Source organism: Aeromonas sp. ANP5 (assembly GCF_963870295.1).
GTDB classification, from domain to species: domain Bacteria; phylum Pseudomonadota; class Gammaproteobacteria; order Enterobacterales; family Aeromonadaceae; genus Aeromonas; species Aeromonas veronii.
Window position 1 is genome coordinate 1 of record NZ_CAWMRY010000008.1, and the last position, 27,000, is coordinate 27,000.

24 protein-coding genes and 3 tRNA genes are annotated in these 27,000 nt (G+C 55.9%); 3 read left to right on the forward strand and 24 right to left on the reverse strand.

Annotation, left to right across the window (positions count from 1 at the left end):
* Positions 1–158 precede the first annotated feature (158 nt).
* The 22 genes from gmhB to AACT07_RS06495 form a co-directional block, all read right to left on the reverse strand.
* The gene (gene gmhB / locus AACT07_RS06390) at positions 159–701 is read right to left on the reverse strand and encodes a D-glycero-beta-D-manno-heptose 1,7-bisphosphate 7-phosphatase (protein WP_069526961.1); all 543 of its coding nucleotides are present in this window, start codon (positions 699–701) and stop codon (positions 159–161) included.
* 113 nt (positions 702–814) lie between these two features.
* A complete protein-coding gene (tuf, locus tag AACT07_RS06395; protein WP_005339879.1) occupies positions 815–1,999 on the reverse strand; it encodes an elongation factor Tu in 1,185 nt (394 codons plus the stop codon).
* Between the two features lie 54 nt (positions 2,000–2,053).
* The gene (gene fusA / locus AACT07_RS06400) at positions 2,054–4,159 is read right to left on the reverse strand and encodes an elongation factor G (RefSeq protein ID WP_021229318.1); all 2,106 of its coding nucleotides are present in this window, start codon (positions 4,157–4,159) and stop codon (positions 2,054–2,056) included.
* A gap of 75 nt (positions 4,160–4,234) precedes the next feature.
* Positions 4,235–4,705 carry a 30S ribosomal protein S7 gene (rpsG, locus tag AACT07_RS06405; RefSeq protein WP_005339911.1) on the reverse strand — a complete coding sequence of 157 codons (471 nt, stop codon included), beginning with the start codon at positions 4,703–4,705 and terminating at the stop codon, positions 4,235–4,237.
* Between the two features lie 93 nt (positions 4,706–4,798).
* Positions 4,799–5,173 (reverse strand): 30S ribosomal protein S12, encoded by a 375-nt coding sequence (rpsL, locus tag AACT07_RS06410; RefSeq protein WP_005306278.1) that lies wholly within the window; start codon positions 5,171–5,173, stop codon positions 4,799–4,801.
* Between the two features lie 182 nt (positions 5,174–5,355).
* A complete protein-coding gene (gene tusB / locus AACT07_RS06415) occupies positions 5,356–5,634 on the reverse strand; it encodes a sulfurtransferase complex subunit TusB (protein ID WP_058056195.1) in 279 nt (92 codons plus the stop codon).
* 7 nt (positions 5,635–5,641) lie between these two features.
* A complete protein-coding gene (gene tusC / locus AACT07_RS06420; RefSeq protein ID WP_021229316.1) occupies positions 5,642–6,001 on the reverse strand; it encodes a sulfurtransferase complex subunit TusC in 360 nt (119 codons plus the stop codon).
* Between the two features lie 8 nt (positions 6,002–6,009).
* Positions 6,010–6,402, reverse strand: a complete 393-nt coding sequence (gene tusD, locus AACT07_RS06425; RefSeq protein ID WP_069526962.1) for a sulfurtransferase complex subunit TusD — start codon at positions 6,400–6,402, stop codon at positions 6,010–6,012.
* Positions 6,403–6,486: 84 nt separating this feature from the next.
* Positions 6,487–6,867, reverse strand: a complete 381-nt coding sequence (locus tag AACT07_RS06430) for a RidA family protein (protein ID WP_005339904.1) — start codon at positions 6,865–6,867, stop codon at positions 6,487–6,489.
* Between the two features lie 24 nt (positions 6,868–6,891).
* Complete coding sequence (locus AACT07_RS06435) at positions 6,892–7,608, reverse strand: helix-turn-helix transcriptional regulator (protein WP_064338927.1); 717 nt, start codon at positions 7,606–7,608, stop codon at positions 6,892–6,894.
* A gap of 194 nt (positions 7,609–7,802) precedes the next feature.
* Positions 7,803–12,107 (reverse strand): DNA-directed RNA polymerase subunit beta', encoded by a 4,305-nt coding sequence (gene rpoC, locus AACT07_RS06440; protein ID WP_069526963.1) that lies wholly within the window; start codon positions 12,105–12,107, stop codon positions 7,803–7,805.
* A gap of 91 nt (positions 12,108–12,198) precedes the next feature.
* Entirely contained in the window at positions 12,199–16,227 is a 4,029-nt protein-coding gene (gene rpoB / locus AACT07_RS06445) for a DNA-directed RNA polymerase subunit beta (protein WP_005339897.1), read from the reverse strand.
* 224 nt (positions 16,228–16,451) lie between these two features.
* Positions 16,452–16,817: a 50S ribosomal protein L7/L12 gene (gene rplL, locus AACT07_RS06450; RefSeq protein ID WP_005306304.1), complete on the reverse strand. Its 366-nt coding sequence runs from the start codon at positions 16,815–16,817 to the stop codon at positions 16,452–16,454.
* Positions 16,818–16,868: 51 nt separating this feature from the next.
* On the reverse strand, positions 16,869–17,369 hold the full coding sequence (gene rplJ, locus AACT07_RS06455) for a 50S ribosomal protein L10 (protein WP_005339895.1): 501 nt from the start codon (positions 17,367–17,369) through the stop codon (positions 16,869–16,871).
* A 256-nt stretch (positions 17,370–17,625) separates the two neighbouring features.
* Positions 17,626–18,327: a 50S ribosomal protein L1 gene (rplA, locus tag AACT07_RS06460; protein WP_005339888.1), complete on the reverse strand. Its 702-nt coding sequence runs from the start codon at positions 18,325–18,327 to the stop codon at positions 17,626–17,628.
* 4 nt (positions 18,328–18,331) lie between these two features.
* Positions 18,332–18,760, reverse strand: coding sequence for a 50S ribosomal protein L11 (gene rplK, locus AACT07_RS06465; RefSeq protein WP_005339887.1), 429 nt, complete (start codon positions 18,758–18,760; stop codon positions 18,332–18,334).
* A 134-nt stretch (positions 18,761–18,894) separates the two neighbouring features.
* On the reverse strand, positions 18,895–19,446 hold the full coding sequence (gene nusG / locus AACT07_RS06470) for a transcription termination/antitermination protein NusG (protein ID WP_005306318.1): 552 nt from the start codon (positions 19,444–19,446) through the stop codon (positions 18,895–18,897).
* 9 nt (positions 19,447–19,455) lie between these two features.
* The gene (gene secE / locus AACT07_RS06475) at positions 19,456–19,827 is read right to left on the reverse strand and encodes a preprotein translocase subunit SecE (protein ID WP_069526964.1); all 372 of its coding nucleotides are present in this window, start codon (positions 19,825–19,827) and stop codon (positions 19,456–19,458) included.
* 60 nt (positions 19,828–19,887) lie between these two features.
* Positions 19,888–19,964: transfer RNA gene (locus AACT07_RS06480), tRNA-Trp, on the reverse strand.
* 53 nt (positions 19,965–20,017) lie between these two features.
* Complete coding sequence (gene tuf / locus AACT07_RS06485) at positions 20,018–21,202, reverse strand: elongation factor Tu (protein ID WP_005341825.1); 1,185 nt, start codon at positions 21,200–21,202, stop codon at positions 20,018–20,020.
* A 168-nt stretch (positions 21,203–21,370) separates the two neighbouring features.
* Positions 21,371–21,445, reverse strand: a tRNA-Gly gene (locus AACT07_RS06490).
* Positions 21,446–21,483: 38 nt separating this feature from the next.
* Positions 21,484–21,568, reverse strand: a tRNA-Tyr gene (locus tag AACT07_RS06495).
* Positions 21,569–21,831: 263 nt separating this feature from the next.
* Between AACT07_RS06495 and coaA the strand changes: the two genes are divergently transcribed.
* Complete coding sequence (gene coaA / locus AACT07_RS06500; protein ID WP_005339877.1) at positions 21,832–22,770, forward strand: type I pantothenate kinase; 939 nt, start codon at positions 21,832–21,834, stop codon at positions 22,768–22,770.
* Between the two features lie 81 nt (positions 22,771–22,851).
* Here the strand turns inward: coaA and birA are convergent, their stop codons facing one another.
* Positions 22,852–23,817 carry a bifunctional biotin--[acetyl-CoA-carboxylase] ligase/biotin operon repressor BirA gene (gene birA / locus AACT07_RS06505; RefSeq protein ID WP_069526965.1) on the reverse strand — a complete coding sequence of 322 codons (966 nt, stop codon included), beginning with the start codon at positions 23,815–23,817 and terminating at the stop codon, positions 22,852–22,854.
* Positions 23,814–24,851 (reverse strand): UDP-N-acetylmuramate dehydrogenase, encoded by a 1,038-nt coding sequence (gene murB / locus AACT07_RS06510; RefSeq protein WP_069526966.1) that lies wholly within the window; start codon positions 24,849–24,851, stop codon positions 23,814–23,816. The genes birA and murB overlap by 4 nt, the downstream gene beginning before the upstream one ends.
* A gap of 127 nt (positions 24,852–24,978) precedes the next feature.
* Here murB and AACT07_RS06515 point away from each other — a divergent pair, with 127 nt between their 5' ends.
* Both AACT07_RS06515 and AACT07_RS06520 read left to right on the forward strand, forming a co-directional pair.
* Complete coding sequence (locus AACT07_RS06515) at positions 24,979–25,632, forward strand: potassium channel family protein (protein ID WP_005339863.1); 654 nt, start codon at positions 24,979–24,981, stop codon at positions 25,630–25,632.
* A complete protein-coding gene (locus tag AACT07_RS06520; RefSeq protein WP_042082855.1) occupies positions 25,629–26,984 on the forward strand; it encodes a TrkH family potassium uptake protein in 1,356 nt (451 codons plus the stop codon). Before AACT07_RS06515 ends, AACT07_RS06520 begins: the two co-directional genes overlap by 4 nt.
* The last annotated feature ends 16 nt before the right edge of the window (positions 26,985–27,000 follow it).

The window sequence follows — 27,000 nt, forward strand, 5'->3', positions numbered from 1 at the left end:
GAGGTTATCGACGAGGTTGTTTGCGTTGCCGCTTGCCCTGTCGATGGAGGCGCATTATAGGGAACAGATTCTTTCTGGCAAGCAGATAATTGCAAAAAGATGGCTTTCGCTGTTCGTTCGCTCACAAAGCCACCAATTGGCATATTAAACCGACGAAATCAGCTCACCGCAGGTACCGCAACGGCAAAATCGTGCAGACTGTCATAGAGAGCATCGGCAAGCGCACTACCCGTTTCGGTCACCGGCTTACCGGTTCTGACCATGATCTTGTGACCGACACCAGCATTGACGGCAGCTTTCAGATCGGAAGGCTTGTCACCCACCATATAGGAACGACTCATGTCGATCCCCAGTTCCTGTTGCGCCAACAGCAGCATGCCTGGCTCCGGCTTGCGGCAATCACAGGGGACGCCGTGATCCGGATGATGGGGGCAGAAGTAGATGCCATCGAGATCCACATCCCGATCAGCCAGTGACCAATCCATCCATTCAGTCAGATTCATGAAGTCATCTTCACTGAAGTAGCCGCGGGCGATTCCGGACTGGTTGGTGACGACGACCAGCAGATAGCCTTTCTTTTTGAGGAGCTGCAGAGCGTCTATGACTCCGGGCAGAAAATGGAAATCATCGACCTGACTGACATAGCCAGTGTCTTCATTGATGACACCGTCACGATCCAGAAAAATGGCGGGGTTGCTCACGGAAACTACCTCTATCAATGGTTTTGCCCAGTATCTCACAGGCCATAAATAGCCCCAAAAATAAAAGGGGTGGCCGAAGCCACCCCTTTTCATGTTTGTATATAACGAATCGATTAGGCGATTACGCTAGCTACAACACCAGCACCTACGGTACGGCCACCTTCACGGATAGCGAAACGCAGGCCGTCGTCCATCGCGATCGGAGCAATCAGGGTAACAACCATTTTGATGTTGTCGCCCGGCATTACCATCTCTACGCCTTCCGGCAGTTCAATGGTACCGGTCACGTCGGTAGTACGGAAGTAGAACTGCGGACGGTAGCCTTTGAAGAACGGGGTATGACGACCACCTTCTTCTTTGGACAGTACGTACACTTCAGATTCAAACTTGGTGTGCGGCTTGATAGAACCCGGCTTGGCCAGTACCTGACCACGCTCTACGTCTTCACGCTTAACACCACGCAGCAGCGCGCCGATGTTCTCGCCTGCACGACCTTCGTCCAGCAGCTTACGGAACATTTCAACACCGGTACAGGTGGTAGAAACGGTATCTTTGATACCAACGATTTCTACGGTCTCACCTACTTTAACGATACCGCGCTCTACACGACCGGTAACTACGGTACCACGGCCAGCGATAGAGAATACGTCTTCGATAGGCATCAGGAACGGCTGGTCAATCGCGCGCTCCGGCTCCGGGATGTAGGTATCCAGGTGGCCAGCCAGCTCGATGATCTTCTCTTCCCACTGAGCGTCGCCTTCCAGCGCTTTCAGTGCGGAACCACGAACTACCGGCAGGTCATCACCCGGGAAGTCGTACTCGGTCAGCAGTTCACGAACTTCCATCTCTACCAGTTCGAGCAGCTCTTCGTCATCAACCATGTCACACTTGTTCATGAACACGATCATGTACGGGATACCAACCTGACGACCCAGCAGGATGTGCTCACGAGTCTGCGGCATCGGGCCGTCAGTCGCTGCTACTACCAGGATCGCGCCGTCCATCTGGGCAGCACCGGTGATCATGTTTTTAACGTAGTCGGCGTGACCCGGGCAGTCTACGTGGGCGTAGTGACGGGTAGCGGTGTCGTATTCTACGTGGGAGGTGTTGATGGTGATACCACGCTCACGCTCTTCCGGTGCCTTGTCGATCTGGTCGAAGGCGAAAGCTTTACCACCGAAGTGCTTGGCCAGCACGTTGGTGATAGCTGCAGTCAGGGTGGTTTTACCGTGGTCAACGTGGCCGATGGTGCCGACGTTTACGTGCGGTTTATTACGCTCAAATTTTTCTTTAGACACGACGTAGTCCTTCTAGGTTAAACCCGCCTACCGTCGTAGGCGGGGAATCTTAAATTACTTGGATTTGCGCTCTTCGATCACGGCTTGTGCAACGTTGGTCGGTGCATCGTGATACTTGGCGAATTCCATGGCGTAGGAAGCACGACCCTGGGTAGCGGAACGCAGTGCAGTTGCATAACCGAACATTTCGGCCAGCGGCACCAGAGCACGTACGATCTTGCCGGACGGGCCATCTTCCATACCTTCGATCAGGCCACGACGACGGTTCAGGTCACCGATAACGTCGCCCATGTAATCTTCCGGAGTTTCAACTTCTACTTTCATGATCGGCTCGAGCAGAACCGGGTTGGCTTTCATGAAGCCAGCCTTAAAGGCCATGGAAGCAGCGATTTTGAACGCCAGTTCGGAAGAGTCGACATCGTGGTAAGAACCGAAGTGCAGACGCACCCCCAGATCCATAACCGGGTAACCAGCCAGCGGACCAGATTTGAGCTGCTCACGGATACCTTTATCAACACCCGGGATGAATTCACCAGGAATGACACCACCTTTGATGTCGTTGACGAATTCGTAGGCTTTGCCTTCTTCCAGCGGGTACATGTCGATAACAACATGACCGTACTGACCGCGACCACCAGACTGCTTGGCATGCTTGCCTTCGATGTCTTTAACGGTGGTACGGATGGTTTCACGGTAGGCAACCTGCGGCTTACCTACGTTGGCTTCAACCTTGAACTCGCGACGCATACGGTCAACGATGATGTCCAGGTGCAGCTCACCCATACCAGCGATGATGGTTTGACCTGACTCTTCGTCAGTCCATACGCGGAAGGACGGATCTTCCTGAGCCAGACGGCCCAGTGCCAGACCCATCTTCTCCTGGTCAGCCTTGGTTTTCGGCTCAACCGCGATAGAAATTACCGGCTCCGGGAATTCCATACGCTCGAGGATGATCGGTGCGTTCGGGTCACACAGGGTGTCACCAGTGGTCACGTCTTTCAGACCGATAGCAGCAGCGATGTCACCAGCGCGTACTTCTTTGATCTCTTCACGCTTGTTGGCATGCATCTGAACGATACGGCCAAAACGCTCGCGCTTGTCCTTGACGGAGTTCAGCACGGTGTCACCGGAGTTGATCACGCCAGAGTAGACACGGAAGAAGGTCAGGTTACCAACGAACGGGTCGGTAGCGATCTTGAACGCCAGAGCAGAGAACGGCTCGTCATCAGAAGCGTGACGCTCGTCTTTGGTCTCGCCGTCCATTTTCAGGCCGTCGATAGCAGCAACGTCGGTCGGAGCCGGCAGGTACTCGATCACGGCATCCAGCATTGCCTGTACGCCCTTGTTCTTGAACGCGGAGCCACAGGTTACCAGGATGATTTCGTTGTTCAGCACGCGCTGACGCAGAGCACCTTTGATCTCTTCCTCGGTCAGCTCTTCGCCGCCCAGGTATTTTTCCATCAGGTCTTCAGACGCTTCAGCAGCGGCTTCAACCAGATTCATGCGCATTTCTTGCGCCTGTTCCAGCAACTCGGCCGGGACGTCTTCGTAATCGAAGGATACGCCCTGATCAGCTTCATTCCAGTTGATGGCTTTCATCTTGACCAGGTCAACAACGCCCTTGAAGTTCTCTTCAGAGCCGATGTTCAGCTGAAGGGGAACCGGAGTACCTTTCAGACGGGTCTTGATGTGCTCAACGCAGCGCAGGAAGTTGGCGCCGGTACGGTCCATCTTGTTGACGAACGCGATACGGGGAACCTTGTACTTGTTAGCCTGACGCCATACGGTTTCAGACTGTGGCTGTACGCCACCTACGGCACAGTACACCATCACGGCACCGTCCAGAACACGCATTGAACGCTCTACTTCGATAGTAAAGTCAACGTGGCCCGGGGTATCGATGATGTTGATACGGTGCGGTTGGAACTGTTTACCCATACCGGACCAGAAAGCGGTGGTCGCGGCGGAGGTGATGGTGATACCACGCTCTTGTTCCTGTTCCATCCAGTCCATGGTGGCAGCGCCATCGTGAACTTCACCGATCTTGTGACTTACACCGGTGTAAAACAGTACGCGCTCGGTAGTAGTAGTCTTACCGGCGTCAATGTGAGCGGAGATACCGATGTTACGATAACGCTCAATGGGGGTTGTACGAGCCATTGTCATCCTCTTACTAAGGCGCTTGTCCCTAGATAATTAAAGGTGCGCAGAGTCAAAAGACCCTGCGCAAGCGGATTACCAGCGGAAGTGAGCGAAGGCTTTGTTCGCTTCAGCCATACGGTGAACGTCTTCACGTTTCTTGACAGACGAACCCTTATTGTCAGCGGCATCCAGCAGCTCGCCAGCCAGACGCTGAGCCATTGATTTTTCACCACGTTTACGAGCGGCATCAACCAACCAGCGCATTGCCAGGGCATTGCGACGTACCGGACGAACTTCTACCGGCACCTGATAGGTTGCACCACCGACGCGACGAGATTTAACCTCGACCGCCGGACGAATGTTATCCAGAGCTTCTTCGAATACGGCCAGGTGCTCTTTGCCAGATTTGGTGGCAATGATGTCCAGGGCGCCATAAACAATGGCTTCTGCAACAGATTTCTTACCGTCAACCATTACTACGTTGACAAATTTAGCCAGCAGCTCTGATCCGAACTTGGGATCTGGCAGGATTTTACGCTGACCAACAACACGACGTCTTGGCATTTCAAATTCTCCGTAACTTCAGGGATTACCCAAAACTAGAAAGCTATCTAACTAGAAACGAATTAACGTTTGGCCTTACTTAACGGAGAACCATTAAGCTTTAGGACGCTTCACGCCATACTTGGAGCGAGCCTGCTTACGGTCTTTAACACCGGCACAGTCCAACGCACCACGAACGGTGTGATAACGAACACCTGGCAAGTCTTTTACACGACCGCCACGGATCAGAACAACAGAGTGCTCTTGCAGGTTGTGACCTTCACCGCCGATGTAGGAGGTGACTTCGAAGCCGTTGGTCAGACGTACACGGCACACTTTACGCAGTGCAGAGTTAGGCTTCTTCGGGGTGGTGGTATATACACGAGTGCATACGCCACGCTTCTGAGGGCACGCTTCCAGCGCCGGCACGTTGCTTTTCACAACGAGCTTGATGCGTGGCTTGCGAACCAACTGGTTAATAGTTGCCATCAAAAGGCTCCTGATAATGACTTCATAAACGTGTGGAAAATCCTCCCCGCAGATACGGGGACGCGAAATTTTATGCCCTGTTGTCTGGGGAGTCAAGATTTATACAATTTGCGTCACAAAAGGGCAATTCGGATCCGTTTGCTTTCACGGCATCGCCTTGAATTTTCTTGAAAATATGCTGCTCAGCCACCCCAGGTGCGCGGGGAACCTTTTTGCGCAATCAGTGCCACCAGATCCGCCATATCGAGCACATTGCCCACCCGATGCTGCAAACCGCGAGCTTGCAGGTCTTCCTGCATCACATAAAGCGGGATACCCGCCAGCCGCGCGCTCCACTGGGGAGCCGATGCCGCAATCACGGCATCCTGCATCAGTACCAGCTCATCCTCGGGCTGAAGGTATGAGAGCGCCTCTGCCAGAGCCTGACTCTGAAAGGGGGAGTTCAATATCAGATGCAACATGGAGACCTCAAAAGCTGATGTGAGTCGAACACTGTGCCCAGCGCCGAGCCAGTTCCTGGCGCGGCAGACTCTCGACGGGGATCAGCAGATCATCCACTGTCACGCCACGCTCTGCCAGCGAGTCAGCACAAACATAGACCTCTTCGATGTCGTAGAGTTCCAGCATCTTGAAGGTGGGCGCGTAGTGGCGCTGCAAAATGGCGGCAGGCTGCTGCTCCTTGAGCAGTTGCAGCACACCGTCCCCAATCAGGAAGAGCGCCAGCTCATCGGTCATGGCCGAGGTGGCCAGCAGGGCATCCAGTCCTTCCCGGCCGGCGGCATGGCCATGGGGGCCACGACTGCAGATAAAGGCGATTTTCTTGTTCATGACTCCCCCTAGAACTGAACCAGCCGATCGGCGGTGAGCGCAGCCTCGGCCAACTGGCCCAGACCGCTCAGGCAAAATGGCGCTTGCAGATTGAAGTGCTCCTGCCCTGCCCCCTTGGCTTCCTGTTCATCGAGCACACCGCGTCGCATGGCGGCGGCGACGCAAACGTCGATACCGATCCCCTGCTCTTCTGCCAGATCTCGCCACAGACGCACCAGGTCAGTCTCATCGGATGCAGGCAGATGCAAACCGTTGCCGTTGCAGACCCCATCTTGATAGAAGAACAGGTGGGACAAGGTATGCCCCTGTGCCAACAGGGTGCGGGCAAAACGATAGGCGGTGCTGGCCGATTGGGTGCCATAGGCAGGCCCCGTGACCAGGATGGCAAAACTCAGACTCATAGCAGGACTCCTGTGCTGACCCGGTCCATTTTACGCCAAAAACAAAAAAGCCCCTGCCAGGAGGGGCTTGATTCAATCTGTTGATCAGAGATGGGCAATCGCCTCGACCTCGACCAGCACATCTTTCGGCAGACGAGCCACCTCCACGCAGGAGCGGGCTGGTGCCGCATCGCCAAAGTAGCGGGCATAGACCTGGTTGAAGGCAACGAAGTTGTTCATGTCGCTCAGGAAGCAGGTGGTTTTGACCACTTTGCTGGCATCGGCACCGGCAGCGTGCAACACGGCAACCAGATTCTTCATCACCCGTTCGGCCTGCTCTTCAATGCCGCCAGCCACGATTTCCATGGTGGCAGGATCGAGCGGGATCTGCCCGGAGGTGAAGATCATCTCGCCAACCTTGGTAGCCTGAACATACGGACCAATCGCGGCAGGCGCCTTGTCGGTTGCAATCACTTCTTTAGCCATTCATCTATCCCCTTCTGGAATGAGTTACTCGTTCTCGTCTTCACCCTGCTTGCGCTGTCGGATGTAAAGATAAACGGTATGTTTTGAAATATTGAGTTTGTCCGCCACCAGATTGATCGAATCCTTGATGTCAAAAATGCCCTTCTCGAACAGCTGGGTCACGATGAAGCGATTCTTGGCATTGTTGGCCACGGTGGGATCGCGATTGATCTCGTCGATGGTGTTATCCACCGTCTGGGCAACCAGCTCTTCCACGCTGTTGGCAAAGGTCTCTGGTGACTGGCGCGCCGCCTGCTGGGGCGTCGGGAAAAATTCGGCCACGAACTCGTGGAAAGGCGCATTGATGTGTAGATTGATGCAGATAAGCCCCACCACTTGTCGCTCGCGGTTGCGAATGGCGATGGTGCTCGACTTCATCAGCGCGCCGGTACGGCTGCGAGCGAAATAGCTCTGGGTGTAATCCTGGCCGGTGCTCTCGATGTCCTTGAGCATGCGCAGGGCGAGATCGGTGATGGGCGCCCCGAGGGTGCGTCCGGTATTGAAGCCGTTGGCGATCTTGATCACCGACTCGTGCAGATTTTCCAGGGAGTGGAGTACCACTTCACAATGCTTGCCGAACAGCTCGGCCAAACCATCGATGAGCCCATCGTATGAGCGCAACAATTCCCTGTCTTCATCTGTAAAAGTGCGGCTGATCAGCTGTTCTTCGGGAAGCATGGCTTCCTCGATACCGACAGTCATGTTCTACCCCTGTAATAACCATTCAACTTTCCCGAGTTTTAAATTGCAGGGGAGTAAAGTCAACTTTTTTTGATTTTTTACTCTACAACTTTGCTCTGGATCATCCTGAAACCCGCGCTGCGTCTACCTTTTCCGAGGAATTGGCCAACAAAAAGGGCTCCTTGAAGGAGCCCTTTTCAATCACGGATGACGAGTTACTCTTCGTCGAAGCTACCGGCTGCGTTCAGCAGATCCGCCAGGTTCTGCTCCGCTTCATCAGCGGTCACCTGCGGGGTACCAACAGCACGAGCTGCGGCAGCACGCTGGTTGATCCGGCTATGGTGGTAGGCAAAGCCGGTACCAGCCGGGATCAGACGACCCACGATGACGTTCTCTTTCAGACCACGCAGTTCATCACGCTTGCCACCTACGGCGGCTTCGGTCAGAACGCGAGTGGTTTCCTGGAAGGAAGCCGCGGAGATGAAGGACTCGGTGCTCAGAGATGCCTTGGTAATACCCATCAGTACATGACGGTAGGTCGCAGGGGTCTTGCCCTCGGCAACCAGCTTACGGTTGGCAATCTTCACACGAGCCACTTCGACCTGTTCGCCTTCGATCAGATCGGTATCGCCAGCGCTCAGGATCTCGCACTTGCGCAGCATCTGACGAACGATGACTTCGATGTGCTTGTCGTTGATCTTAACGCCTTGCAGACGGTAAACGTCCTGCACTTCGTTGGCGATGTAGTTGGCGACCGGGCTGATACCGCGCAGACGCAGGATGTCGTGAGCAGACTCAGGACCGTCCGCCAGCACTTCACCCTTCTCAACTTTTTCACCTTCGAACACGTTCAGGTTACGCCACTTCGGAATCATCTCTTCGTAGACGTTGCCACCATCGGTCGGGGTGATGACCAGACGGCGTTTGCCCTTGGTCTCTTTCCCGAAGGAGATGGTACCGGAGATCTCGGCCAGAATTGCCGGTTCCTTCGGTTGACGTGCTTCGAACAGATCCGCAACGCGCGGCAGACCACCGGTGATGTCCTTGGTACCGCCGGACTCTTGCGGGATACGCGCTACCGCGTCACCCACGCCCACGTTGGCACCATCTTCCAGGTTCACGATCGCCTTGCCCGGCAGGAAGTACTGGGCGGCTACATCGGTACCCGGGATCATCACGTCTTTGCCGTTCAGGTCGACCAGTTTAACGGTCGGACGCATCTCTTTACCGGCGCTCGGACGCTCGTTGACGTCCAGAACAACGATAGAAGAGAGACCGGTCAGCTCGTCGGTCTGACGAGTGATGGTCACGCCATCGATCATGTGTTCGAACTGCAGGCGACCTGCCACTTCGGTGATGATCGGGTGGGTGTGCGGATCCCAGTTAGCAACGGTCTCTCCAGCACTCACGGCCTGGCCGTCCTTCACTTCCAGCACGGAACCGTAAGGCAGCTTGTGGCTTTCCTTGGTACGGCCCATGTCGTCCATGATGGTCAGTTCGGTAGAACGTGAGGTGATAACCAGTTTGTCATCGCTGTTGTGAACGAACTTGGCGTTCTGCAGTTTGATGCTACCGGTGTTCTTGACCTGGATGCTGCTTTCAGCAGCGGCACGAGATGCAGCACCACCGATGTGGAAAGTACGCATCGTCAGCTGGGTACCCGGTTCACCGATGGACTGGGCGGCGATAACACCGACTGCCTCACCCTTGTTAACCAGGTGACCACGGGCCAGATCACGGCCGTAGCAGTGAGCACAGTTACCGAAGTCGGTTTCACAGGTGATGGCAGAACGTACCTTCACACGGTCAACGGAGTTACGCTCCAACAGGTCACACAGCTGCTCGTCGAGCAGGGTGTTGCGAGCGACCAGGATCTCGTCCTCGGTACCCGGCTTGATGACATCTTCTGCCACCACACGACCCAGCACGCGCTCACGCAGCGGCTCGACCACGTCGCCACCCTCGATCAGCGGAGTCATCCACAGACCGTCGGTAGTGCCGCAATCGTCCTCGGTGATCACCATGTCCTGCGCCACGTCTACCAGACGACGAGTCAGGTAACCGGAGTTCGCAGTCTTCAGTGCGGTATCCGCCAGACCCTTACGAGCACCGTGGGTAGAGATAAAGTACTGCAGTACGTTCAGACCTTCGCGGAAGTTCGCGATGATCGGGGTCTCGATGATGGAGCCATCCGGCTTGGCCATCAGGCCACGCATACCGGCCAGCTGACGGATCTGGGCGGCGGAACCACGCGCACCAGAGTCGGCCATCATAAAGATGCTGTTGAACGAGGCCTGCTCTTCTTCTTCACCCAGCGAGTTGACGTTACGCTCTTTGGACAAGTTCTCCATCATGGCCTTGGAGACGCGCTCGTTGGCGCTGGCCCAGATATCGATAACCTTGTTGTAACGCTCGCCCGCAGTTACCAGACCTGACAGGAACTGGTCCTGAATCTCGGCAACTTCGGCTTCGGCTGCCGCGATGATGTCTTTCTTGGCATCCGGGATGACCATGTCATCGATACCAACGGAAGCACCGGACAGGGCCGCGTAGTGGAAACCGGTATACATCAGCTGGTCAGCGAAGATAACGGTGTCCTTCAGGCCCTGCTTGCGATAGCAGGTGTTCAGCAGACGGGAGATGAGCTTTTTGCCCAGCGCCTTGTTGGATACGCATTTGATCCAGTTCTGCGGATTGGCATCCAGATCAGCCTGTTCTGCAGCAGTCAGCACCTTCGGCTCGTCGATCAGGGCGTATTCCATGCCTTTCGGCAGGATCAGGCTCAGGATCGCACGACCAACGGTGGTGTTCTTCATCTCGGTGTGTTCACGCAGAGAACCGTCTTCCTGACGCAGGTATTCGGTAATGCGTACTTTCACACGAGCATGCAGATCGGCCAGACCGGCACGATATACTTTCTCGGCTTCTTTCGGGCCGGCCAGCACCATACCTTCGCCTTTGGCGTTGATACGGGCACGGGTCATGTAGTACAGACCCAAGACCACGTCCTGAGAAGGAACGATGATCGGCTCACCGGAGGCAGGCGACAGGATGTTGTTGGTAGACATCATCAGCGCACGCGCTTCCAGCTGGGCTTCCAGGGTCAGCGGTACGTGGACCGCCATCTGGTCACCATCGAAGTCCGCGTTATACGCAGCACAAACCAGCGGGTGCAGCTGGATTGCCTTGCCTTCGACCAGAGTCGGTTCGAATGCCTGGATACCCAGACGGTGCAGAGTCGGTGCACGGTTCAACAGAACCGGGTGTTCGCGGATCACTTCGTCCAGGATATCCCAAACGACAGCTTCCTCACGCTCCACCATCTTCTTGGCGGCCTTGATAGTGGTCGCCAGACCGCGGGTTTCCAGCTTGCCATAGATGAACGGCTTGAACAGTTCCAGCGCCATCTTCTTCGGCAGACCGCACTGATGCAGACGCAGAGTCGGGCCTACGGTGATAACGGAACGACCGGAGTAGTCGACACGCTTACCGAGCAAGTTCTGACGGAAACGACCCTGCTTACCCTTGATCATGTCGGCCAGGGATTTCAGCGGGCGCTTGTTGGAACCTGTGATGGCACGACCGCGACGGCCGTTATCCAGCAGTGCATCGACGGACTCTTGCAGCATACGCTTTTCGTTGCGCACGATGATGTCCGGAGCAGCCAGATCCAGCAGACGCTTCAAGCGGTTGTTACGGTTGATCACGCGACGGTACAGATCGTTCAGATCGGAAGTCGCGAAACGGCCGCCGTCCAGCGGTACCAGCGGACGCAGGTCCGGCGGCAGCACAGGCAGCACTGTCATGATCATCCACTCCGGCTTGTTGCCGGACTGCAGGAAAGCTTCCATCAGCTTCAGACGCTTGGTAGTCTTCTTGCGCTTGGTCTCGGAGTTGGTTTGATCCAGCTCCTCACGCATGGTTTTGACTTCACCTTCCAGATCGATAGCGCGCAGCAATGCCAGGATTGCTTCGGCACCCATCTTGGCGTCAAATTCGTCGCCCCACTCTTCCAGCGCATCCAGGTACTGCTCTTCAGAGAGCATCTGGCTGCGTTCGAGGTTGGTCATGCCCGGCTCGATTACGACGAAAGATTCGAAGTAGAGCACGCGCTCGATGTCGCGCAGGGTCATGTCCAGCAGCAGACCGATACGGGACGGCAGGGACTTCAGGAACCAGATGTGGGCAGTCGGGCTGGCCAGCTCGATGTGGCCCATACGCTCACGACGGACCTTGGTCTGGGTCACTTCAACGCCGCACTTCTCACAGATCACACCACGGTGTTTCAGGCGCTTGTACTTGCCGCACAGACACTCGTAGTCCTTCACCGGTCCGAAGATACGGGCGCAGAACAGACCATCACGCTCCGGCTTGAAAGTCCGGTAGTTGATGGTCTCAGGCTTTTTGACCTCACCGAATGACCAGGAGCGGATCATGTCAGGAGAGGCCAGACCGATCTTGATACTGTCAAACTCTTCGGTCTTGGTCTGAGCCTTCAAAAACTTGAGTAAGTCTTTCACGTGTTTCCCCTGTCAGGAGTCTAACCTCGGCGCCCCGGCTGCCAAAACAGCGGGGCGCCCACGTCAATTCTCGAACAATAAGAGCGAGCTCTTACTCTTCGTCCAGCTCGATGTTGATACCCAGAGAGCGGATTTCCTTCAGCAATACGTTGAAGGATTCGGGCATGCCCGGCTCCATACGGTGGTCGCCATCCACGATGTTCTTATACATCTTGGTACGGCCATTCACATCGTCAGACTTGACGGTCAGCATTTCCTGCAGGGTATATGCCGCACCGTAAGCCTCCAGGGCCCACACTTCCATCTCACCGAAACGCTGACCACCGAACTGAGCCTTACCACCCAGCGGCTGCTGGGTAACCAGGCTGTAAGAACCGGTAGAACGCGCGTGCATCTTGTCGTCGACCAAGTGGTTCAGCTTGAGCATGTACATGTAACCAACGGTTACTTTACGCTCGAAGCGGTTACCGGTACGGCCATCGAACAGATCAATCTGACCGGATTCCGGCAGATCAGCCAGCTTCAGCAGGGCTTTGATTTCGCGCTCTTTGGCACCATCAAAGACTGGAGTAGCAACCGGCAGACCCTTACGCAGGTTACCCACCAGGGTACGTACGTCGTCATCAGACAGTTCGGCGATGTTCACTTGCTGGGTGTCCTTCTCGCCCAGGTCATAGACCTGTTGCAGGAAGTTTCGCATCTCGTGCAGCTCGCGCTGCTCTTTGACCATGCGATCGATCTTCTCGCCGATACCCTTGGCCGCAAGGCCCAGGTGCACTTCGAGGATCTGACCGATGTTCATACGGGATGGTACGCCCAGCGGGTTCAGTACGATGTCGACCGGACGGCCGAACTCGTCATGAGGCATATCCTCGACCGGACAGATCTTGGAGATAACACCCTTGTTACCGTGACGGCCCGCCATCTTGTCACCCGGCTGGATGCGACGCTTGACTGCCAGATAAACCTTGACGATTTTCAGTACGCCCGGCGCCAGATCATCACCCTGGATAATCTTGCGACGCTTGTTCTCGAATTTCTTGTCGAACTCGGCTTTCAGCTCAACGTGCTGTTCAGCGATCTGTTCCAGTTCGGTCTGCTTGCCTTCGTCTTCGATGGCCAGTTCAAACCACTTGGAGCGATCGAGCTTGTTCAGACGATCTTCGCTGTAACCGGCGGCCAGCAGCAGGTTGCGGGAGCGGCCGAAAATGCCGTCTTCCAGGATCTTGAACTCTTCGGTCAAGTCCTTCTTCGCTTCCTTCAGCTGCATCTCTTCGATTTCTTTGGCGCGCTTGTCTTTTTCCACGCCATCGCGGGTAAAGACTTGCACGTCAACCACGGTACCGTACACACCGTTCGGTACACGCAGGGAGGAGTCCTTCACGTCGGACGCCTTCTCACCGAAGATGGCGCGCAGCAGCTTCTCTTCCGGCGTCAGCTGGGTTTCACCTTTCGGTGTTACCTTACCGACCAGAATGTCGCCGCCCTTCACTTCGGCACCCACGTAGACGATACCGGACTCGTCCAGCTTGGACAGAGCGGCTTCACCCACGTTCGGGATGTCAGCAGTGATCTCTTCCGGACCCAGCTTGGTGTCACGGGAGATACAGGCCAGTTCCTGGATATGGATGGTGGTCAGGCGATCTTCCTGAACAACACGCTCGTTCACCAGGATCGAGTCTTCGAAGTTGTAACCGTTCCACGGCATGAACGCGACGCGCATGTTCTGACCCAGCGCCAGTTCACCCAGATCGGTGGACGGGCCGTCAGCCAGTACGTCGCCAGCCATGACCGGCTCACCCAACATCACGCAAGGACGCTGGTTGATACAGGTGTTCTGGTTGGAACGGGTGTATTTGGTCAGGTTGTAGATGTCGATACCGGCTTCGCCTGGCATCAGCTCATCTTCATTGACCTTCAGGACGATACGGGAGGCATCGACATAGTCGATTACACCACCACGCTTGGCTACTACGGTTACACCGGAGTCAACGGCCACAGCGCGTTCCATACCGGTACCTACCAGCGGCTTGTCAGCACGCAGAGTCGGTACAGCCTGACGTTGCATGTTTGAACCCATCAATGCGCGGTTCGCGTCATCGTGTTCCAGGAACGGGATCAGAGCAGCTGCCACAGATACGATCTGCTGCGGGCTCACGTCCATATACTGGATCTGGTCGGCGTTCATAAAGGTGGATTCACCTTTGTGACGGCACGGGATCAATTCATCTTTCAGACGGCCATCTTCGGTGGTCGCGGCGTTAGCCTGTGCGATCACGTACTTGCCTTCTTCAATAGCAGACAGGTAGTCCACTTCGTCGGTAATCACACCGTCAATGACCTTACGGTACGGGGTCTCGAGGAAACCGTACTCGTTGGTACGAGAGTACACGGACAGAGAGTTGATCAGACCGATGTTCGGACCTTCAGGAGTCTCGATAGGGCACAGACGACCGTAGTGGGTCGGGTGTACGTCTCGGACTTCAAAGCCGGCACGCTCACGAGTCAAACCGCCCGGGCCCAGCGCGGAAATACGACGCTTGTGGGTCACTTCGGAGAGCGGGTTGTTCTGGTCCATAAACTGGGATAGCTGGCTGGAACCAAAGAACTCTTTGACTGCGGCGGAGATCGGCTTGGCGTTGATCAGATCCTGCGGCATCAGGGTGTCCAGGTCGCCCAGGGAGAGACGCTCCTTGACCGCACGCTCGACACGCACCAGACCGACGCGGAACTGGTTTTCAGCCATTTCACCGACAGAACGGATACGACGGTTACCCAAGTGGTCGATATCGTCCACTTCGTCGTTACCGTTACGGATGTCGATCAGGCGCTTCATCACATCGACGATGTCGTCTTTGGTCAGTACACCAGCGCCAGTCTCGTCTTCACGACCCAGACGGCGGTTGAACTTCATCCGACCTACGGTAGACAGGTCGTAACGCTCGGCGGAGAAGAACAGGTTTTCGAACAGCTGTTCTGCAGCTTCGCGAGTAGGCGGCTCGCCCGGACGCATCATGCGATAGATCTCGACCAGCGCTTCCAAACGGTTGGAGCTGGAGTCGACACGCAGGGTCTCGGACATGTAGGCACCGTGATCCAGTTCGTTGGTGAACAGAACCTCGAAATGCTTGAAGCCGGCTTGGGACAGGTTGGCGATCGCTTCCAGGCTCAGCGCCTGGTTGGCGGTCACGACCATCTCGCCAGTTTGCGGATGTGCGTAGTCCTTGGCAGCAACTTTGCCAACAACATACTCAACCGGAACCTCAATCTGGGTAACGGCGTCTTTTTCCAACTGACGGATGTGACGCGCAGTCACACGACGACCGGTCTCAACCACCACGGCGCCATTGGCCACGATGTCAAAGGTCGCAGTTTCACCACGCAGACGCTCCGGCACCAGATCCATCATCAACTTGCCATCTTTTACTTCAAAACCGATGGTCTCGAAGAAGGTGGCCAGGATTTGTTCGGAAGTGAAGTCCAGGGCGCGCAGAATAATGGATGCTGGCAGTTTGCGACGACGGTCGATACGGACAAACAGGTTGTCTTTCGCATCAAACTCGAAGTCCAGCCAGGAGCCACGGTAGGGGATAACGCGAGCGTTATACAGTACCTTACCGGATGAATGAGTTTTGCCTTTATCGTGGTCGAAGAAGACGCCCGGGCTGCGGTGCAGCTGGGAGACGATAACCCGCTCGGTACCATTGATAACAAAGGTGCCGTTCTCGGTCATGAGCGGAATTTCGCCCATGTATACTTCTTGTTCCTTGATGTCTTTGACGGTGCCGGCAGCTGCTTCACGGTCGTACAGAACCATACGAAGCTTGACACGCAGCGGCGCGGAGTAGGTCACTCCACGGATCTGGCATTCTTTTACGTCAAATACCGGCTCACCCAGGCGATAGCTGACATACTGAAGCTCAGCACTACCGGAGTAACTGGTGATCGGGAAAACGCTACGGAAAGCGGCCTCTAGGCCATATTCACCTTCCGGGTCAGCCTCGATGAACTGCTTGAAGGAGTCCAGCTGAATGGACAACAGATAAGGCGTGTCCAGTACCTGGTCTCGCTTACCGAAGTCCTTACGAATGCGTTTTTTTTCGGTATAAGAGTAAACCATAGGGTTCCTCAGCTCGCTGATAAGTGACCCACTCTGTCCCGCGGGACAGCTCTGTCTCAACACCGTTTTGTGTTGGCCCGGACGAAAGAAGACAGTCCGGATTGCTGGTGCACCGAGAGTCGTAAACGGTGTGAAATGCTCTCAGTCTACAGCGCAAAAAGGCTGGTGAACAAAAATTCACCAGCCCTAGCCTGTTTTATCAGGCTAATCTACATAAATGCAGATTATTTGATCTCAACAGAAGCACCGGCAGCTTCCAGCTCTTTCTTCAGAGCTTCAGCTTCGTCCTTGGACACGCCTTCCTTCAGGTTAGCCGGAGCAGCTTCTACCAGATCTTTGGCTTCTTTCAGGCCCAGACCGGTAGCGCCACGAACGGCTTTGATAACGGCAACTTTGTTGGCGCCAGCAGCAGTCAGAACTACGTCGAACTCGGTCTTCTCTTCTACTGCTTCAGCAGCAGCCGGGCCAGCCATTACGGCAGCAGCGGCAGAAACACCGAACTTCTCTTCCATAGCTTCGATCAGCTCAACAACTTCCATTACGGACATGGAAGCAACGGCTTCGATGATTTGGTCTTTAGTGATAGACATGACAAAAATTCCTGATGTTGAATAAACTCAAACAGCCTAAATAGGCGAGAATCAAGCAGCAGCTTGTTTCTGGTCGCGAACAGCAGCGATAGTACGAACCAGCTTGCCAGCAGAGGCTTCTTTCATAGTCGCCATCAACTTCGCAATTGCTTCTTCGTAAGTCGGCAGCGTGGCCAGACGATCAATTTGTGCTGCGGCGATAAACTCACCGTTAAAAGCGCCAGCCTTGATTTCGAACTTTTGGTTCGCTTTGGCAAACTCTTTGAACAGACGAGCAGCAGCGCCCGGGTGTTCGTTAGAGAAAGCAATCAAGGTAGGACCGGTAAATGCGTCGTTCAGGCACTCGTATTCGGTACCTTCTACCGCGCGACGCAGCAGGGTGTTACGCACAACGCGCATGTACACACCGGCTTCACGAGCGGTTTTACGCAGGACGGTCATCTTGTCTACAGTTACACCGCGAGAATCGGCAACAACTGCAGAAAGAGCGCCTTTGGCAGCTTCGTTGACTTCAGCAACAATTGCCTTTTTGTCTTCGAGTCCCAATGCCATTGGCTTAACTCCTGGATTGAATCCGGGTCTATTGACCCAGTACTGACACATCCCCCCTACCTTTACAACAGAGGGGAACGATGCGGTAGCAGGATTCCAGAAGAGAAAGAATCTTTCTCGCTGGGTTTCCGGCACCGTCTACGCAGGAAACATTAAGGCTTTGCAGCCTCCTGCGGTCTTGGACGGAGGTCGAAACCCCCAACCAATCAAGGCGCAAAATTATAGATTAAATTTTGCGCCTTGTAAAACCCATCAATTAGGCCTGAGCTTCCAGAGAAGCTTGGTCTACGGCAACACCGGCACCCATGGTGGTGGAGATGCTGACTTTCTTGATGAATTGACCTTTGGCGGAAGAGGGCTTGCCTTTTTTCAGGGCAACCAGCAGAGCTTCCAAGTTTTCTTTCAGCTGAACTTCGTTGAAAGAAACCTTACCCAGAGTGGTATGGATGATACCATTCTTGTCGTTACGGTAACGAACCTGACCAGCCTTGGCGTTCTTGACAGCTTCGGCAACGTTAGGAGTTACAGTACCAACTTTCGGGTTCGGCATCAGGCCGCGCGGGCCCAGGATTTGACCCAGTTGACCAACAACGCGCATGGCATCCGGGGATGCGATAACTACGTCGAAGTTCATCTCGCCTTTCTTAACCAGATCGGCCAGGTCATCCATACCTACCAGGTCAGCACCGGCAGCTTTAGCTGCTTCGGCGTTGGCACCTTGGGTAAATACGGCAACGCGTACATCACGACCGGTACCGTGCGGCAGTACAGTAGCACCACGTACGTTCTGGTCAGATTTACGAGCGTCGATACCCAGGTTGACAGCAACGTCAACGCTTTCAACGAACTTGGCGGTAGCCAGTTCTTTCAGCAGGGCAATGGCTTCGTTGATGGAGTACTCTTTGGTACCGTCAACTTTTTCGCGAATAACGCGCATACGCTTGGAAAGTTTAGCCATTGTCTTAATCCTCCACTACCAGACCCATGGAACGAGCGGAGCCTGCGATGCAACGTACTTTTGCATCCAGATCGGCACCAGTCATATCCGGCTCTTTGGTCTTGGCGATTTCTTGCAGCTGGGCAACGGTCACCTTACCAACCTTGTCTTTGTTCGGCTTGGAAGAACCAGACTTGATGCCAGCAGCTTTCTTCAGCAGGAAGGAAGCAGGCGGAGTCTTGGTTTCGAAGGTGAAGGAACGGTCGCTGTAAACGGTGATCACGACCGGAGTCGGTGAACCTTTTTCCAGCTTCTCTGTACGAGCGTTGAACGCCTTACAGAATTCCATGATGTTAACACCGTGTTGACCCAGTGCAGGACCAACGGGAGGAGACGGGTTGGCTGCACCAGCAGCAACCTGCAGCTTGATATAAGCTGTGACTTTCTTAGCCATTAGGAAATTACCTCAAATATGGGTTCTAGCGCCTCGGAGACATGCTCCTGCAAACGGCTCCCCAACTAATAAAGGGGCAGCGAATTATAGAGATATTCGCTGCCCCTGACAACCGTTAAACGTACAGAATTCAATCAGCCTTTTTCGACCTGACCAAAATCCAGTTCAACAGGAGTAGAACGACCGAAGATCAGTACAGAGACCTTCACGCGGCTCTTCTCATAATCGACCTCTTCAACGGTACCGTTGAAGTCGGCAAACGGACCATCAGCAACCCGCACCATTTCACCCGGTTCAAACAGGGTTTTCGGACGCGGCTTGTCGTGGGCATCCTGCAGACGGTTCAGGATGGCATCGGCCTCTTTGTCGGAGATCGGTGCCGGACGGTCGGAAGTACCGCCGATGAAGCCCATGACACGCGGTACATTACGCACCAGGTGCCATGTGGTTTCATCCATGATCATCTGGACCAGGACATAACCCGGGAAAAACTTGCGCTCACTCTTGCGCTTCTGGCCAGCACGCATCTCGACCACTTCTTCGGTCGGGACCAGTACTTCACCGAACATGTCTTCCATGCCATGCATCTTGATATGTTCACGCAGGGACTTGGCTACACGGCCTTCATAGCCGGAAAAAGCCTGCACGACATACCATCTCATACGTTGTTCACGTTGTTCAGTCATGGCTTATCCTTACACACCGGTAATCAGGTTGACCAACCAGACCAAGGCACCGTCCAGAACGAACAGCAGCAGCCCCATCACGGCGGTCACCGCCAGCACAATCAGGGTTGTCTGAATGGCTTCCTGACGGGTCGGCCATACGACCTTGCGGACTTCCAGGCGAGACTCACGGGCGAATGCCAGTGTTGACTTTCCCTTGGTGGTTTGCAGGGCTACTGCACCAGCAGCAGCAATGACAACGACCACACCCAGGGCGCGGACGGCAGCGACAACATCGTTGAGCAGGTAATTACCCACTACAGCGGCCGCCAGGATAATGAAAACCAGGCCCCAAAGCAGGGTATCCTTGCTTCCGCCCTGGCTCTCAGAACTTACACTCATACAACCCACCTGTATCTGACGTAACCAAAGACACAAAAGCCCCGTACGAGACGAGGTATATGGCAGGGGCGGCAGGACTCGAACCCGCAACCATCGGTTTTGGAGACCGCTGTTCTACCAATTCGAACTACGCCCCTACACAAGAAAGCCCCTATTATAGGGGCTTTGCTTTATTTATGTAAGCCAAAGATTAAGCGATAACTTTAGCTACAACACCAGCACCTACGGTACGGCCACCTTCACGGATAGCGAAACGCAGGCCGTCGTCCATCGCGATCGGCGCAATCAGGGTAACAACCATCTTGATGTTGTCGCCCGGCATTACCATCTCTACGCCTTCCGGCAGTTCGATGGTACCGGTCACGTCGGTAGTACGGAAGTAGAACTGCGGACGGTAGCCTTTGAAGAACGGGGTATGACGACCACCTTCTTCTTTGGACAGCACGTACACTTCAGATTCAAACTTGGTGTGCGGCTTGATGGTGCCCGGCTTGGCCAGTACCTGACCACGCTCAACTTCTTCACGCTTCACGCCACGCAGCAGGGCGCCGATGTTCTCGCCTGCACGACCTTCGTCCAGCAGCTTGCGGAACATTTCAACACCAGTACAGGTGGTAGAAACGGTATCTTTGATACCAACGATTTCTACGGTCTCACCTACTTTAACGATACCGCGCTCTACACGACCGGTAACTACAGTACCACGGCCAGCGATAGAGAATACGTCTTCGATCGGCATCAGGAACGGCTGGTCAATCGCACGCTCCGGCTCCGGAATGTAGCTGTCCAGGTGGCCAGCCAGTTCCAGGATCTTCTCTTCCCACTGAGCTTCGCCTTCCAGCGCTTTCAGTGCAGAACCACGAACTACCGGCAGGTCATCACCCGGGAAGTCGTACTCGGACAGCAGTTCACGAACTTCCATCTCGACCAGTTCCAGCAGCTCTTCGTCATCTACCATGTCACACTTGTTCATGAACACGATGATGTACGGAACGCCTACCTGACGACCCAGCAGGATGTGCTCACGAGTCTGCGGCATCGGGCCGTCAGTCGCTGCTACTACCAGGATCGCGCCGTCCATCTGGGCAGCACCGGTGATCATGTTTTTAACGTAGTCGGCGTGACCCGGGCAATCTACGTGGGCGTAGTGACGGGTAGCGGTGTCGTATTCTACGTGGGAGGTGTTGATGGTGATACCACGCTCACGCTCTTCCGGTGCCTTGTCGATCTGGTCAAAGGCGAAAGCTTTACCACCGAAGTGCTTGGCCAGCACGTTGGTGATAGCTGCAGTCAGGGTGGTTTTACCGTGGTCAACGTGGCCGATGGTACCCACGTTAACGTGCGGTTTATTACGCTCAAATTTTTCTTTAGACATGATCGTCCCTCTAAACTAACGCTGAGTACGCGGTGGCAAGCTAACCACAGAACAGTTTATATGATGGATTTGAATCTGGTGGGAAAGAGAGAGGTACTGATGGCTGGTTCGCTTGCCGAACTCACCCTAGGGTGCGGCTCTGCTAACGCCTGAGCCATATCAGCATCTTGGAGCGGGCAGCGGGAATCGAACCCGCATCATCAGCTTGGAAGGCTGAGGTAATAGCCATTATACGATGCCCGCATTTCTCTAACCCAAAGAACTCAAACCGCAGAGAAATATGGTGGAGGGAGAAGGATTCGAACCTTCGAAGGCAGAGCCGTCAGATTTACAGTCTGATCCCTTTGGCCGCTCGGGAACCCCTCCAGACGCCAGATTGTCACAACGGTAATTCTGCTTGCACCCGTTGTGTTTATCGCTTTTGCACGGCAAATAGACGACAGACAGTCAAGCGTCGCGCATTTTATTGTAAGGTTTTGGGGGATGCAACCATTGAACCCGGCAAAATATGCTTTATTGCTGGGAAGTTTGCAAAAAAGCGGGGGCAAACAAGCCAATCCTGCTGCGTCCCTTGTCGCTCCCCCACCCTTGGTGTATGGTCGCCGTGCCCAAGAAACAGTGATGACACCATGACGACAGAGCATAACCCCTATCTGCAATTCACCCGCGAACAATGGGCGTTATTGCGCGATTCGGTCCCCCTGACCCTGACCGAACACGATCTGCAGACCCTGCGCGGGATCAACGAGAAGGTGTCATTGCGGGAAGTGGAAGAGATATATCTGCCTCTCTCCCGCCTGCTCAATCTCTATGTCAAAGCCAAACAACGTCGCAGCCGGGTGCTGGAGCAGTTCCTCGGCCAGTCCCGCGGCAAGGGCACCTATATCATCAGCATTGCTGGCAGCGTGGCGGGGGGCAAAAGCACCACGGCCCGTATTCTGCAGGCCCTGCTGGAGCGCTGGCCGGAACACCCGCGGGTGGAGCTGGTCACCACCGACGGCTTCCTCTATCCCAACAAGGTACTGGAAGAGCGCGGCTTGATGCGCCGCAAGGGGTTCCCTGAGTCCTACGATATCCGCCATCTGGTGGAATTTGTCGCCAATATCCGCGCCGGTCACGAGAAGGTCGAAGCGCCGGTTTACTCCCACCTTATCTACGACATCATTCCCGATGAGAAGAAGGTGGTGGAGCAGCCGGACATCCTGATCCTGGAAGGGCTCAATGTACTACAAAGCGGCATGGACTACCCTCAGGAGCCCCATCGGGTCTTCGTGTCGGACTTCGTCGACTTCTCCATCTATGTGGATGCCGATGCAGAACTGCTGCGTACCTGGTATATCGAACGCTTCCTGAAATTCCGCAGCGGCGCCTTCTCGGATCCCGACTCCTACTTCCATAACTACGCCAAGCTGGCGGAGAGTGAGGCGACCCAGATCGCCAGCAACATCTGGCAAGATATCAACTATCTGAATTTGCAAGAAAATATCCTGCCAACGCGTGAGCGAGCCAACCTGATCATGACCAAGGGCCATGAGCACGCCATCGAGCAAATCAAGCTGCGCAAATGATGACGGCGGTTGCCGGATAACGAAGAGGGGGCCCGCGGGCCCCCTCTTCTTGTTTGGCATCATGAGCGGCCTTACTGACCCTCAGTCGCCCCGGCGCAGGGAGAGTTCACCACCCAGATAGAACTTGGTGCCCTCCTCCGTATCCAGTCGCAGGGCGCCGCGATCGTCGATGCCACGAGCGATGCCGCGGATCTCCTGATCTCCCATCAGCAGGCGCACCGGGCGACCGGCAAAGTGATCGAGCCGGTTCCACTCATCGACAAAGCTTGCCAACCCCTGCTGCTCAAAGGTTTGCAGCGCCCGCTGCAGATGGACGATCATCCGGGCCGCCAACTGATTGCGATCCACCAGTTCCGGATTGATGTGGCGCAGCTCGGCCCAGGCCTGATCAATCTTCTCACCTTCGCGGGCAGGCATCGCCAGATTGAGGCCGATGCCGATCACCAGATGACAGCTGGCCCCGGCGCTACCGCTCATCTCCACCAGTATTCCCGCCAGCTTGCGGCCCTGATAGTAGAGGTCGTTCGGCCACTTGAGCTCGACCCCCTGATAACCAAGGGACTCCAACGCCTCAACCACTGCCACGCCGACCGCCAGACTCAGCCCCATGGCTGCCGCCATGCCTTGTTCGAGTCGCCAGTACATGCTGAGGATCAGCTGGCAACCAAACGGCGAAATCCAGGGTTTGCCACGACGACCGCGCCCGGCGGTCTGACACTCGGCCAGACAGCTCTCGCCGGAGCGCAGCTCATTGACCCGATCCAGCAGGTGTTGATTGGTCGAGCCAATGACCGGAAAACAGTGCACCGGTGCCATCGGGGCCAGTGCCTGCAAGGTAGCCTGATCATAGAGCGCCATCGGCACCGCCAGCCGGTAGCCCTTGCCGGTCAGGCTAAAGAGATCCAGCCCCAGCTCCTTGAGCGCCGCCATGTGTTTGCTCACCGCCGCCCGGCTGATGCCGAGCTGCTCACCCAGCTGTTCGCCGGAGTGAAACTGGCCGTCGCTAAGCAGGGTGATCAGGGTCTGTCTGATGGGAGTCAACGTCATGAGAGCACCTCGTCGAGCCAGGTTTCACCGTGCGCCCCCATAAAGCGCACCTCGTGCTCCAGCACCACGCCAAATGTCTGCTCCACGCTGTCACGGACATGAGCCGCCAGCGCGATCAGCTCCATGGCACTGGCGCCCCCCAGATTGACCAGCACCAGCGCCTGCTCCTGATGAACGGCGGCGCGGCCAATGGAGAAACCTTTCAGCCCGCACTGATCGATGAGCCAGCCTGCCGCCAGCTTGGCCTGCCCTTCTCCGGCCGGATAGCAGGGCATCTGCGGATAGCGCGCCTTGAGATTCTCCGCCAGCGCGGCAGGCACCACCGGATTTTTGAAGAAGCTGCCGGCATTGCCGAGTACGGCGGGATCCGGCAGCTTGGCCATGCGGGTGGCACAGACGGTATCGAAGATGGCCTGCGCCGAAGGCGCGTCACCGAGCGCCGCCAGCGGGCCATAGCCCTGCACCGGTTGCCACGCCTTGGGTAGTTTGAGCCCGACGGCGGTGATCTGGTGGGAATCCTGATACTCGTGTTTGAAGATGCTGTCGCGATAACCGAAGCGGCACTCTGCCGCCGCGATCCGTTCAATCTCGCCACTCTGCCAGTTGAACGCCTCGACATAGGCGCAGAAGTCGGCCAGCTCAACGCCATAGGCACCGATGTTCTGCACCGGCGCTGCACCGACCGTACCGGGAATGAGCGCCAGATTCTCCAGCCCGAACCAGCCCTGTTGCAAGGTATGGCGCACCAGCTGATGCCAATCTTCACCGGCCGCCACATGGAGCAACCAGTGATCGCCACCATCTTCAGCGGTAATCCCCTTGAGCCGGTTGAGCACCACCAGGCCGAGAAAATCGGTGGTGAAGAGCATGTTGCTGCCGCCGCCCAGATTGAGGCGCGGCAGTTGGTTGAACTGTGGATCGGCACGCAGGGTCGCCAGATCGGCAACCTGCTCCACCTCGGCCAGCCAGAGGCAGTACGCATCGAGGGCAAGGGTGTTGAGCTTCAACAAGGAGGCGTTGGCATTCAGTTTCATCGGTCTATCCCGGCTTGGTGCAAGGGCGCAGTCTACCTCAAGTTACCCCATGACGAAAAACCCGAGCCCTTTTCGGGGGAATAGCAGTGGTTTAGAGTAGGCGACTTCAACTGCTGAGGAACAACTCATGAACAACCAGTTTGCCGTCATCGGCCTGGGCCTGTTTGGCAGCGCGCTGTGCGAAGAGCTGCAACGGCAAGATGCCGAAGTACTGGCCATCGATATCGACGAGAGCAAGACCCGGCAAATCGCCGCCCTCTGCAATCACGTCATCGTGGCGGATGCCACCGACGAGGCCACCGTGGCCGAGCTGGGACTGGCCAATTTCGATATCGTCTTCGTTGCCATCGGTGACAACCTGGAGACCAGCATCCTCACCACCCTCGTCTTGAAAGAGGCGGGCGTGAAAAAGGTGTGGGTCAAGGCGCGCGACAAGTTCCACGCCAAGATCCTGCAGAAAGTGGGCGCCGACAAGGTGATCAACCCGGAGTGGGACATGGGCCGCCGGGTCGCCCAGAGCATGCTGGACAACCGGCTGTTCGACTATCTGGAGCTGGGCCACGACATGGTGCTGACCGAGTTCGTGATTGGCCTACAACAGAACGGCCGAGAACTGGGCGACTTCCATCTGCTGCAACAGAGCGATTTCCAGCTGCTCGCCATCAAGCGTGGTGATGTGCTGCACAACGTACTGACCGGCAAGATGGAGCTGCAACTGGGCGACATCCTGATCCTGGCGGGCAACAAGCACGCCATCGACCACTGGCTCGAAACCCTATGATCAACTGGCGCAGCAGCTACGCCTTCGCCCTCCATCGGGAGCAGGACTCTCGCTGGAGCGAAGCCCGGCTGATCCTCGGCAGCTTTCTGATCATTCTGCTGATTGGCACCATCTTTCTGGTGCAACCCTCCAGCCACAATGGCGAGGTTACCTTCGTCAACGCCCTGTTTACCGCCACCTCGGCCATCAGCGTGACAGGTCTTGGCGTGGTGGATACCGGCACCGCCTTCACCCTGCAGGGACAGATTTTCCTGCTGATGCTGATGGAGATCGGCGGTCTGGGCCAGATGACCATGACCCTGCTGCTGATCGCCATCTTCAGCAAGCGGGTCGGTCTGCGCCAGCAGGTACTGGCCAAGGAGGCGCTGGGACAGGAGGGCTCGGTCAACATCATTCAGCTGGTCAAACGGATCGTGCTGTTCGCCTTTATCGCCCAGCTGATTGGTACCGGCATCATGGCGATCCGCTGGGTGCCCGAGATGGGTTGGGTGCACGGCCTCTATGTCAGCTTCTTCCACGCGGTATCAGCCTTCAACAACGCCGGATTTTCGCTGTTTGCCAACAACCTCATGGACTATAGGGACGACCCCATCATCAGCCTGACCATCGCCGGTCTGCTGATCCTGGGGGGGATCGGCTTTACCGTCATCGTCGATCTGGTGCGCAACCGCCGCTGGCGCAAGCTGAAGCTGCACAGCAAGCTGATGCTGCTGATGACCCCGGCGCTGCTGCTGGCCGGTACCCTGATGTTCTGGCTGCTGGAACACAACAACCCCGGCACCCTCGGCAAGGCCGGTGTCGGTGGCCAGCTGCTGGCTGCCTTCTTCCAGTCTGCCAGTGCCCGTACCGCCGGTTTCAATACCATAGATATCGGGCTGATGACCCCGGCGGCGCTGCTGTTTCTGATGATGCTGATGTTTATCGGTGCCGGTGCCACCTCGACCGGTGGTGGTATCAAAGTCACCACCTTCGCCGTGGTGCTACTGGCGACCAAGGCGTTTCTGACCAAACGACCTCATGTCACCGCTTTTGGCCGCACCCTGTCGCCCCAGATCGTGACCCGATCGCTAGCCATCATCATCGTCAGCACCATGGTGCTGATGCTGGCGATGTTCCTGCTGATGGTGACCGAGGATCTGCCGTTCGACAAAATCATGTTCGAGACCATCTCGGCATTTGCCACCGTCGGCCTCTCCACCGGCATCACCGCCTCCCTGAGCGAGCCGGGCAAGCTGATCCTGGTACTGGTGATGATCTGCGGCCGTCTCGGCCCCCTGACCCTGGCCTTTATGCTGGCCCGCCCGGTCGAGACCCGCATCCGTTATCCGGAAGAGAACGTCTATACCGGATGATTACAAAAACAATGAA

Coding starts and splice junctions, on each gene's coding strand:
- rplK (WP_005339887.1), bottom strand. CDS start 18,760: ATGGCTAAGAAAGTCACAGCTTATATCAAGCTGCAGGTTGCTGCTGGT.
- tuf (WP_005341825.1), bottom strand. CDS start 21,202: ATGTCTAAAGAAAAATTTGAGCGTAATAAACCGCACGTTAACGTGGGT.
- coaA (WP_005339877.1), top strand. CDS start 21,832: ATGACGACAGAGCATAACCCCTATCTGCAATTCACCCGCGAACAATGG.
- nusG (WP_005306318.1), bottom strand. CDS start 19,446: ATGACTGAACAACGTGAACAACGTATGAGATGGTATGTCGTGCAGGCT.
- tusD (WP_069526962.1), bottom strand. CDS start 6,402: ATGAGTCTGAGTTTTGCCATCCTGGTCACGGGGCCTGCCTATGGCACC.
- AACT07_RS06430 (WP_005339904.1), bottom strand. CDS start 6,867: ATGGCTAAAGAAGTGATTGCAACCGACAAGGCGCCTGCCGCGATTGGT.
- AACT07_RS06520 (WP_042082855.1), top strand. CDS start 25,629: ATGATCAACTGGCGCAGCAGCTACGCCTTCGCCCTCCATCGGGAGCAG.
- secE (WP_069526964.1), bottom strand. CDS start 19,827: ATGAGTGTAAGTTCTGAGAGCCAGGGCGGAAGCAAGGATACCCTGCTT.
- tusB (WP_058056195.1), bottom strand. CDS start 5,634: ATGTTGCATCTGATATTGAACTCCCCCTTTCAGAGTCAGGCTCTGGCA.
- fusA (WP_021229318.1), bottom strand. CDS start 4,159: ATGGCTCGTACAACCCCCATTGAGCGTTATCGTAACATCGGTATCTCC.
- rplA (WP_005339888.1), bottom strand. CDS start 18,327: ATGGCTAAACTTTCCAAGCGTATGCGCGTTATTCGCGAAAAAGTTGAC.
- rpoB (WP_005339897.1), bottom strand. CDS start 16,227: ATGGTTTACTCTTATACCGAAAAAAAACGCATTCGTAAGGACTTCGGT.
- rplJ (WP_005339895.1), bottom strand. CDS start 17,369: ATGGCATTGGGACTCGAAGACAAAAAGGCAATTGTTGCTGAAGTCAAC.
- tusC (WP_021229316.1), bottom strand. CDS start 6,001: ATGAACAAGAAAATCGCCTTTATCTGCAGTCGTGGCCCCCATGGCCAT.
- rpsG (WP_005339911.1), bottom strand. CDS start 4,705: ATGCCAAGACGTCGTGTTGTTGGTCAGCGTAAAATCCTGCCAGATCCC.
- AACT07_RS06515 (WP_005339863.1), top strand. CDS start 24,979: ATGAACAACCAGTTTGCCGTCATCGGCCTGGGCCTGTTTGGCAGCGCG.
- AACT07_RS06435 (WP_064338927.1), bottom strand. CDS start 7,608: ATGACTGTCGGTATCGAGGAAGCCATGCTTCCCGAAGAACAGCTGATC.
- rplL (WP_005306304.1), bottom strand. CDS start 16,817: ATGTCTATCACTAAAGACCAAATCATCGAAGCCGTTGCTTCCATGTCC.
- rpsL (WP_005306278.1), bottom strand. CDS start 5,173: ATGGCAACTATTAACCAGTTGGTTCGCAAGCCACGCATCAAGCTCGTT.
- murB (WP_069526966.1), bottom strand. CDS start 24,851: ATGAAACTGAATGCCAACGCCTCCTTGTTGAAGCTCAACACCCTTGCC.
- birA (WP_069526965.1), bottom strand. CDS start 23,817: ATGACGTTGACTCCCATCAGACAGACCCTGATCACCCTGCTTAGCGAC.